Below are 9,765 nucleotides of genomic sequence, written 5' to 3'. Positions count from 1 at the left end.
CGGTGCCGTAACGGGTGCGATCATCGGTTCGTCTCCTCCGTGGGTCGTCATGGGCCCCACCGGTGCAGCAATCGGGGCGGGTGCAGGTGCCGCCATCGGTGGTGTGGGCGTAGGAGTGGCCGGCGCAGCCCTCGGATTCGCTATCGGTGGGACCGCTGGCGGCGCCCTCGCCTATGCGCTGGGCGCGGGCGACCCAGGTGTCAGCCCGACCGAACCTTGGCGCAAGCCACGCCCGCGTCACGCTTTACCTGAGTCTGGTCCAAACCAGTTCGAGTTTCACCTGACATCGGATCAGGCTCGTCGTTCGGGATTGCCTGCCGTGGACTACGGGGTGAATCACCGTGGGGACGTTGACGCGAAATTTGGGACCTCCGCCTTGAAATGGTCTGGAGCGCAAGCACGTGCGCCCTACGCCGTCTTCGGTCCTCACGCTGAGCGATCGGTCCGTGACTGGACCCGGGCACAATCCGAAACCCTGAAGAACGCCGTCCCTGGAAGTGAAGTTCTATGGCCGACCGAAGTCGCAGGCTCATCACCCGAGTGCTCCTAGCGAAGGAGATCACACCCCGTTCGGATCGTCGTTTTGATTAGTCTAAAAGAGGTCATTGTGAAAAAAACAGTAGTTGTCGTTGTCGCGATCGTCGTCTGTGCTCTCAGTTGTTTGACTGGCGTCGGACAGGCGCACGCTGCTCCAATCCCCCAGGTGACTTTCACCGGTTACAACTTCGGGACATTCGGCGACCATTCGTACTGCCGCGGTGCCATTAACGTCACCGCCGACACTTCGCCGAAGAAGCGCGGCGTTGTCCGTGTCACCGCACGGTCGCACGGATTCACGGGCCAAGGCGCGAGTTGGAAACGCAATCCCAGGTGCCGTGTGCTCCTGTGGAACGTCTACAACAGCGTTCGCGGAATCAATCTCGAGAAGTTCGTGACGGTTGCGTTTGGTCCCCGGGCTGGCGAGACAAAAATATGGGAAGTTCCTTCAGGTTCGGGCCCGGTGAGTCTCGGTGTCACCGCGGTGGCTGCCAATAGTCCAGTCCGGGTTCCGTCTGGTTACGGATCTACGATCTACATGCTCGTTCCGTAGGCAGGTGCACTTCTCGTGTTCACATGCTCGTTCCCTGACCCGATATGACCAACCCGACCACCCCACGCGACGGCGACCCGCAGGCCTGGGCCGAGCGGGCCGTCATCGTGTGCGGAACAGCCGGCGGCGTTGGCACGTCGGTTGTTTCGGCGCTGCTCGCCGAGCACCGGGCGTCGTCGACGCTCGGGCTGCTGTCGTGGTGGGTCGACGCGTCGGGCAACGACTGTGACATCGAGCTGCGATTGCGTGGCTCGGGAAATCAAGAACTGCTGCGTACGGCGTCGGGGACGGGGTTGTGGCTCCCGCCCGACGATGCGACGGTCACCGACGCCGTCGTCGAGACCTGGCGGCAGGGCGCCGTTCCCGTCGTCGACGCCGGCGCACATCCGCTCACGTTGCTGCCTGAGCTCGCCGAAGACGATCTCCCGAACCTCACGCCGGTGCTCGTCATCGCGGCGAGACCAGACCTGCTCAACCGCGCGCGCGTCGTCTTCACCGAATGGGACCGGGCAGGCGTACTGGAAAAGACGATCGTCGTCATCTCCTCGCAGTTGCCGACCACGCACAACGACGGACTCGCCGACATGCTGGTCAGTGTGGTGTCGGGCGCGGTCGGTGGCGTGATCGGCCTCGACTACGACCCCGTCATCGGCGCGGGTACCGCCCTCGACCACGATGCCCGACGCGGGTTCCTCCCGGCGACACACCAATCGATCGCGACACTCGCCGCCACGACCACCAATCGGAGCTGAACCGCGGCCACCCTTTCGCGAAACCGGTGAAGGGGGCAGCATGGGGCAGTATGACCGGCTCCACTCGCTCACCGCTCACTCCCGCACAGGCCTCCGAGATGGTGGCCGATCCGTGGCGCGTCATCGCCGACAGACTCGCGGCCGCCTACAAAACCGGGTCGATGGTGCGCGGTGGTGAGTTCGTCGCCAAGATCATCGACGCCGCCGAGGACGCGAATCACCACCCCGACATCGACCTCCGTTACGGCACGGTGCATCTCGTGCTGACGACACACAGTGCGCACCAATTGACGGAAGCCGATGTCGCGCTGGCCAACAAGATCACCGGCATCGCCACCGACCTCGGTCTCGAACCGGCCGCCGAACCCGTCACCCAGTTCAACCTGGCCATCGACGCCCTTGACATCCCGGCCATCAGGCCCTTCTGGAAAGCCGTGCTCGGCTACGGCGAGGCCACCGAACGCGAGCCCGTCGACCTCGTCGACCCCGCCGGCCGGCTACCCAGCGTCTGGTTCCAGCAGATGGACGAACCGCGCCCGCAGCGCAGCCGGATGCACGTCGACCTGTGGGTCCCCACCGACGAGTTGCACGAGAGGTTGCAGTCGGCGATCACCGCCGGCGGACAACTGCTCACCGACGAGTACGCCCCCGCGTTCTGGGTGCTCGCCGATGCCGAGGGCAACGAGGTGTGCCTGTGCACCTGGCAGGACCAGAACTACTGATCAGTCCGCGTACATCGTCTGCGTGAACGCCATCCGGTCGCCTCGGTACAGCGAACGCCGGTACTCGATCGGGGTGTTGTCCTTGTCGTAGGACAACCGGTTCAGCAAGAACATCGGCGTCCGTGCGTCGACGTGGAGCAGCGCGGCCTCGCGGGCGTCGGGCAGCGTCGTCTCGATCGTGTCCTCGGTCCGTCCGAAACGCACCCCGCGCCTGCGGAATTCGGCATACAGCGACGACGTCACCTCGAAGTCGGCCTCGAGATCGGGATACCGGTACGCGGGCAGTCGGGTGCGTTCCAGGGCCACGCGCACCTTGTCGGTGGTGAACACACGCTCGAGCTGGATGACCGGATCGCCGATGGCGATGGCGAGCCGATCCGCGAGCACCGCGTCGGCCGTGATCCGTGTCCAGCCCACCAGGATGCGGCTGGTCTCCATGCCCCGTTCGCGGGCTGCCTCGGTGTACGAGCCGATCGACAGCGGCTGCCGGATCTTGGGTCCGGCGACCACCGTCATCCGGCCGCGGCGCTCGATCCTGCCGTCCAGCAGCAACTCCCGCAACGCCTGCCGGACGGTCTCGCGTGACACCGAAAAGCTCTCGGCGAGATCGCGTTCCGCGGGGAACGGATCCCCCTCGACGAGGTCCGCCAGGAGTTCCTCCAGCTGTGACCTGACCACCTGATGCTTGAGAACGCGAGGTTGTTCCGACAGGGTCATGCGTCCAACATAGCAAATATTGGTCTAGACCAAATGGCTACCGAGTGTTCACCTTGTGTTCGGCCAACGCACCCGAATTGGTCTATACCAAACGGGACAGTTGGCCCATGCGCACAACTGATGACGCCACCACACCTGCACGCAAAGGTGCAGACACCACCACGTCCACCAGCGGTGTTTCACCGGTCCAACTCGTCGTCTTCGACATGGCCGGCACCACCATCGTCGACGACGGGCTGGTCACCCAGGCTTTCGAGGTCGCCGCGACCGCGGTCGGCATCCCCGAGCACGGCGAGGAACGCGACCGTGCCCGCATCTACGTCCTCGACACGATGGGCCAGTCCAAGATCGCCGTCTTCCGCGCTCTGCTGGGCTCCGACGACGCCGCCCGGCGAGCCAACGAGGCGTTCGAACAGGCCTACGGCGAGCTGATCGACGACGGTGTCGACGCGATCCCGGGGGCGGTGGAGACCTTTGCCGACCTCCGATCGCGCGGCATCGCAACGGTATTCACCACCGGGTTCAGCCCTGCCACGCAGCAACGGATCCTGGACTCGCTCGGATGGGCCGACGTCGTCGATCAGGTTCTCGCCCCCACCGCCGGCCTGCGCGGCCGCCCCTACCCGGACCTGGTCCTCGCGGCTGCCCTCACCGCCCAGGTCGACGACCTGGCCAACGTGGTGGTCGTCGGCGACACCGCGAGCGACATGGAGACCGCCCGACGTGCTCGTGCCGGTCTGTCGGTCGGCGTGCTCACCGGGGCGCACGACGAGCAGACCCTTCTCGACGCGGGTGCAGACCGTGTCCTGGCGTCCGTCGCCGACCTGACCGCCCTGATCACCACGCCCTGATCCGCTCCTCACCCCGACCCCCGTGACGTCCCGAAAGGTTGACCCCCGATGACAATTCGTAAGTCCTCGCTGGCGATCACCGCCGCTCTCGCCACCACCGCCCTCGTGCTCGCCGGATGTTCCGGTGGCGACTCCGAGGCCGTCAACGACAACGGCTTCCCCGAAACCCTCACTCTCGCCGCGATCCCCGCGGAGAACTCCACCGATCTCAAAGCCAGTTACGACCCGGTCATCAAGGTGATCGAGCAGGAAACCGGTTCGAAGGTCGAGTTCGTCCAGGCCTCCGATTACGCGGGCGTCGTCGAGGGCATGATCGCCGACAACGTCGACCTCGCCTTCTTCGGCCCGTTCGCCTACGTGGTCGCCGGCCTCAACGGCGCCGAGATCACCCCGCTCGGTGCGGTGGTGTCGGAGAAGGGCGCCGAACCGGGATACCAGTCATACGGAATCGCGAAGGCGGACAACGCGTCTGTGAACGGCATCAAGGACTTCGCGGGCAAGACGGTGTGCTTCGTCGATCCCGGTTCCACCTCGGGCTTCCTGTACCCGAGCGCCGGTCTCATCGAGGCGGGCGTCATCAAGTCCGGCACCGAGACCGACCTCGCCGCGGGTGTCACGCCGATCTACGCGGGCGGGCACGACGCGTCGGCGCTGTCGGTCGCGTCCGGTGACTGCGAAGCCGGCTTCGCCTTCGACTCGATGGTCGACGAGACCCTCGTCGAGAAGGGCGATCTCCAGCAGGGACAGCTGAAGACGGTCTGGAAGTCGGAGATGATCGCGGGATCAGTCTTCGCGGCCAACAATTCGCTCGGACCCGAGGCCATCGACACCCTCACCAAGGTCTTCACCGAGAAAGTCAACAAGGAGTCCATGGAGGCGGCGGGATTCTGCTCGGGCGATGAGTGCCTGATCACCGACGAGCGCGCGTGGGGCGTCGTGCCTGCCTCCGACGACGATTACGCCGGTGTCCGGCATGTCTGTGAGGTCACCAAGTCCGAGAAGTGTGCGAGCTGACGTGGCCGCGCAGCCACCGGTCGCCGGCGACGATCTCGTCGTCCATGTCGACGGACTCACCAAGAGATTCGGCAACACGCTCGCGGTCGACGGCGTGTCGCTCGATGTCCGTCGCAGCGAACTCGTCGTGCTCCTGGGCCTGTCCGGCTCCGGCAAGTCCACATTCCTCCGCTGCCTGAACGGCTTGCATCCGGCGAGCAGCGGGGTCGTCGACGTCGTGGGGCGCCGGGTGGATCTCGCCGGTCGCGCCGAGATGCGAGCACTGCGGCGCGACGTCGGTTTCGTCTTCCAGCATTTCAACCTCGTCGGCCGGATCAGTTGCCTGGAGAACGTGCTGCTGGGCGGGCTCGGGCGGTTGCGGTGTCCTCGCTACGGTGCGCTGACGTACCCGAAGCGCATGCGGCAGGAAGCGTTGGAGCATCTCGATCGCGTGGGTCTCGCCGACCTTGCCGATCGCCGGGCCGACACCCTCTCCGGCGGACAGCAGCAGCGCGTGGCCATCGCGCGCACGCTGATGCAGAAGCCGGTGCTGCTGCTCGCCGACGAACCCGTGGCCTCCCTGGACCCGGAGAATGCCGGCGTCGTCATGGATCTGCTTTTCCAGGTGTGCGTCGAGGAGAAGCTGACCATCCTCTGCACCCTGCACCAGGTGGATCTGGCGCTCGGTTGGGCGCACCGCATCGTCGGGTTGCGGGGTGGCCAGAAGGTTCTCGACCGCTCCACGGTCGGCCTCGATCGCGACGAGGTGATGGACGTCTACCAGCGGGTCGACCCGGTGGCGGCGTCGTCGAACGCGGTACGACGCCGATGAACACCCCGCTCCTGGACCGTCCGCAGGCGGGATCGCCATCCCGGATGCGACCCGGGTGGGACCGTGCGGTCCTGCCCGGGATCGCGGTGGGCGGTCTCGTCGCCACGCTGGTCTGCGCCTGGTGGATCGACTTCGCGCCTGCGACGCTGATCTACGGCATCGAGGACATCGTCGCGCTCATCGAGCGGATGCTGCCACCACGGCTCGGAGATCCCGGGCGGATCAGCGTGTTGGCGCTCGAGACACTGCTGATGGCTGTGCTGGGAACCGTTCTCGCCGCGGTCGCTTCGGTGCCGTTGGCGTTCCTGGCCGCTCGCAACACCAGCCCCCACCCCGCGGTCCAGGCCGTGGCGCGCGGCGTCATCACCTTCTGTCGTGCCATGCCCGACCTGTTGTTCGCGGTACTGTTCGTCCGCGCCCTGGGTATCGGTGTGCTGCCCGGCATCCTGGCCCTGGCGCTGCATTCGATCGGCATGCTGGGCAAGCTGTTCGCCGACGCGATCGAGCAGGTCGACGACGGGCCACGCGAAGCGGTACGCAGCACCGGCGTCGGATATGTGCGTGAGATGATCAATGCCGTCGTCCCGCAGTGCGTTCCGGCGTGGATCGGTGCGTTCGTCTATCGCATCGACATCAACCTGCGGATGTCGGTCGTCCTCGGTTTCGTCGGGGCGGGTGGCATCGGGTTCGCGCTCCAGGACGCCCTGCGCGGGCTGATCTACCCACGTGCGCTGGGGATCGTCCTGGTCATCCTCGTGATCATCACGGCAATGGAACTGCTGGCCATCGGCATACGGCGTGTGCTGCTGACACCGTCGCCGATGCGGCCGGGTCTCGAACGCGCGGTCCGTACGGGTTTCGGGCTGCTCGTGGCCGTGGCGACCGTCGCGGCAATGGCCGTACTGGAGATCACGCCCTGGGCGCTGGTCGTGTGGATACCACCTGCCGTCGAGGTGTTCGGACGCATGATCCCGCCCGATTTCACCGCTCTCGGAACAGAACTGTTCGACGCCGCGGTCCAGACGGTCGCGATCGGCGTGGTCTCGACCGCCATCGGTGCCGTCTTGTCGATCCCGGTGGGAATCCTCGCTGCTCGCAACGTCACCCCGCACCCGGGTGTGTACTGGGTGGCGCGGACCTGGATTCTCGTCGTCCGGGCGGTGCCGGAACTCATCCTCGCCGTGGTGTTCGTCGCGGCGCTGGGGTTGGGCCCGGTGGCGGGAACCTGTGCGCTGGCAATCGGTTCCGTCGGCTTCCTGGCCAAGCTCGTCGCCGACTCCGTGGAGGAAACGGATCCGGGTCCCGTCGAGGCCGCCCGCTCGGTCGGTTGTGGTTGGTGGAAAACGCTGTTCGCAGCGGTGATCCCGCAGGCCATGCCGTCCATCGTCGGATCGGGGCTGTATCTGCTCGACGTCAACATCCGCACGTCCACGGTCCTGGGGATCGTGGGGGCCGGCGGAATCGGCTTCCTGCTGTTCGAGTCGATCCGCACGCTGGACTTCGAGGTCGCCGGGGCCATCGTGCTCGTCATCTTCGTCATCGTCTTCGCCATCGAAAGGTTGTCCGGTTGGATACGCTCACGACTGGTCTGACCCGCGCCGCCGTCTGGCGCGGCGATCGGGTCGACATCATCGAAACACCGCTTCCCGCACTCGGTCCCGGTGAACTCCTGGTCCGGGTTCGGCTGGCGACGGTGTGCGGCAGCGACCTGCACACGGTGAGCGGACGCCGGGATTCGCCGTGTCCGTCCGTTCTCGGGCACGAGGCGGTGGGTGAGGTCGTCGGCATCGGCGACGGCGCGTCGGCACAGCAGGGCGACCGCGTCGTCTGGTCGGTCACGGTGTCGTGCGGTGACTGCGATCGGTGCCGGCGGGGAGTCACCGCCAAATGCCGTCGGGTCCGAAAAATCGGACACGAACCGTTCGACGGCGACTGGCCGCTGTCCGGTGGTTATGCGAGCCACATCGTGTTACCCAGGGGCACAACCGTGGTCGTTGTTCCGGACGCTCTGGGCGATGCCGTCGCCGCGCCCGCTGCATGTGCGACGGCCACGGTGATGGCCGTCGTCGAACGGGCCGGTCACCTGTCCGGCCGCCGGGTGCTCATCGGGGGAGCGGGGATGCTCGGGACGACGGCGGCGGCGGTCTGCGCCGACCGCGGCGCCGAGGTCCGGGTCGCCGACCGCGACGTCGCGCGCGTCACCCAGGCGATCCGTTTCGGTGCATGTGCTGACGACGGCGAGAACGTCGACGTCGTGCTGGACTTCACCGGATCCTCGGACTTCCTCCGGGATGCGCTGTCGCGGCTGGAGATCGCCGGAACCCTCGTCCTGGCCGGTTCGGTCACCCCGGGGCCGTCCCTGAACGTCGATCCAGAGCAGGTGGTCCGGCGCTGGTGGACCCTCACCGGGGTCCACAACTACGAACCACGTCACCTGCACGAGGCGGTCGACTTCCTCGGGCGAACCGCCGATCGACACCCGTGGTCGGAGTTGGTGACCTCACCGCTTCCGCTCGAACAGATCGAGCACGCCCTGCAACCAGCGCCGGGCACCGCGCTACGCGTCGCGGTTGCGCCGTGACGCGGCAGAACATCAGTCGAAGAGGAGATCAGAACACATGCGCGTGATCATCGTCGGTGCCGGGATCATCGGAACCGCACACGCCTGGATGGCCGTCGAACGCGGGCACGATGTGATCCACCTCGACCGCGAACTCGACGCGCGGGGCGCCACCGTCCGCAACTTCGGGCTCGTCTGGGTCTCCGGGCGGTCGGCTCCCGAACTGGACATCGCACTGCGCTCCCGCGTCCTGTGGGAGCAGATCGGTGCGCAGGTCCCGGAGGTCGGATTCCGGGCGAACGGTTCGATCACCCTGTTGCGCACCGAAGCCGAGGTCGCCGTCGCCGAAGAGGTCGTCGCTCGCGACGATGCACAGCGCCGCGGGTTCACCTTGCTCCGACGGTTCGAGGTCGCGGAGAAGAACCCCGCGCTACAGGGGAATTACCTCGCCGGACTGCACTGTGCATCCGACGCCGCCGTCGAATCCCGGCAAGCGATGCCCGCCATGCGATCTCGACTCGAGAAGTCCGGACGATACACATTCGTCCCGGGAGTCGAGGTACGCGGGATCACCGGCACCTCGGTCCGTGATGACACCGGGATCGTTCATGCCGGGGACTGTGTCGTGTTGTGCCCGGGCGCAACTCACCGAGGACTGCTCCGTGAGGTGTTCGGCGAGTTGCCGGTGCGCCGGGTCCGACTGCAGATGATGCAGACGGCCCCACTCGGACCGAGCCTCACGACGTCGATCGCCGACGGCGACAGCCTGCGGTACTACCCGGGGTTCGCGGGGCCCGCGCTCGAGGAGCTGCGTCGAACCGAACCCCAACGTCCGACGGCCGCGGCGAACGGCATGCAGTTGCTCTGCGTCCAACGCCTTCACGGTGGACTGACGATCGGCGACACCCACGAGTACGTAGAACCGTTCACCTTCGACGTCGACGAGGATCCGTATGGTCACCTCGTCGAGGTGACCGAGGGCCTGCTGGGCCGTCCACTACCCCGAATCCAGCGTCGCTGGGCGGGTGTCTACAGCCAGTGCACCGAACCCGATCGGATCGTGTGCCGGGAATCGATCGGTGACGGGGTGTGGGCGGTCACCGGCCCCGGTGGCCGCGGGATGACCCTCGGCCCGGCCATCGCCGAAGAGTCGGCGGGGCTGATGGGCTGGTGACCGGCCCGCACCGAAAGCGCCTGGAAACCACCCGTCAGCGGGCGACCGGCGGCTATATCGGGCTGTTGCAAAAT

9 protein-coding genes are annotated in these 9,765 nt (G+C 66.7%); 8 read left to right on the top strand and 1 reads right to left on the bottom strand.

Going from position 1 to position 9,765, the window contains the following annotated elements:
• Window positions 1-1,134: 1,134 nt before the first annotated feature.
• The gene (locus AMD30_RS23600) at window positions 1,135-1,842 is read left to right on the top strand and encodes a hypothetical protein (RefSeq protein WP_055477298.1); all 708 of its coding nucleotides are present in this window, start codon (window positions 1,135-1,137) and stop codon (window positions 1,840-1,842) included.
• A 50-nt stretch (window positions 1,843-1,892) separates the two neighbouring features.
• Window positions 1,893-2,564 (top strand): VOC family protein, encoded by a 672-nt coding sequence (locus AMD30_RS23595; RefSeq protein ID WP_055477297.1) that lies wholly within the window; start codon window positions 1,893-1,895, stop codon window positions 2,562-2,564.
• On the opposite strand, the gene AMD30_RS23590 is transcribed toward AMD30_RS23595, so the two are convergent.
• Window positions 2,565-3,281 (bottom strand): GntR family transcriptional regulator, encoded by a 717-nt coding sequence (locus AMD30_RS23590; protein WP_010844226.1) that lies wholly within the window; start codon window positions 3,279-3,281, stop codon window positions 2,565-2,567.
• A gap of 107 nt (window positions 3,282-3,388) precedes the next feature.
• On the opposite strand from AMD30_RS23590, the gene AMD30_RS23585 reads away from it, so the two are divergent.
• The 6 genes from AMD30_RS23585 to AMD30_RS23560 are packed head-to-tail and all read left to right on the top strand — an operon-like array spanning window position 3,389 to window position 9,691.
• Window positions 3,389-4,132 (top strand): phosphonatase-like hydrolase, encoded by a 744-nt coding sequence (locus AMD30_RS23585; RefSeq protein WP_084817367.1) that lies wholly within the window; start codon window positions 3,389-3,391, stop codon window positions 4,130-4,132.
• A 48-nt stretch (window positions 4,133-4,180) separates the two neighbouring features.
• Window positions 4,181-5,146: a phosphate/phosphite/phosphonate ABC transporter substrate-binding protein gene (locus AMD30_RS23580; protein ID WP_010844224.1), complete on the top strand. Its 966-nt coding sequence runs from the start codon at window positions 4,181-4,183 to the stop codon at window positions 5,144-5,146.
• Window positions 5,106-5,957 carry a phosphonate ABC transporter ATP-binding protein gene (locus tag AMD30_RS23575; protein WP_055477300.1) on the top strand — a complete coding sequence of 284 codons (852 nt, stop codon included), beginning with the start codon at window positions 5,106-5,108 and terminating at the stop codon, window positions 5,955-5,957. The genes AMD30_RS23580 and AMD30_RS23575 overlap by 41 nt, the downstream gene beginning before the upstream one ends.
• A 44-nt stretch (window positions 5,958-6,001) precedes the next feature.
• On the top strand, window positions 6,002-7,549 hold the full coding sequence (gene phnE, locus AMD30_RS23570) for a phosphonate ABC transporter, permease protein PhnE (protein ID WP_055477299.1): 1,548 nt from the start codon (window positions 6,002-6,004) through the stop codon (window positions 7,547-7,549).
• Window positions 7,525-8,538, top strand: coding sequence for a zinc-binding dehydrogenase (locus AMD30_RS23565; RefSeq protein WP_055477296.1), 1,014 nt, complete (start codon window positions 7,525-7,527; stop codon window positions 8,536-8,538). Before phnE ends, AMD30_RS23565 begins: the two co-directional genes overlap by 25 nt.
• 37 nt (window positions 8,539-8,575) lie before the next feature.
• A complete protein-coding gene (locus AMD30_RS23560) occupies window positions 8,576-9,691 on the top strand; it encodes a TIGR03364 family FAD-dependent oxidoreductase (protein WP_055477295.1) in 1,116 nt (371 codons plus the stop codon).
• The last annotated feature ends 74 nt before the right edge of the window (window positions 9,692-9,765 follow it).

It is taken from the genome of Gordonia sp. HS-NH1, assembly GCF_001418765.1.
GTDB lineage: Bacteria > Actinomycetota > Actinomycetes > Mycobacteriales > Mycobacteriaceae > Gordonia.
Note: the sequence above shows the minus strand (reverse complement) of the source record. Positions and strands in the feature narration are given on the sequence as shown.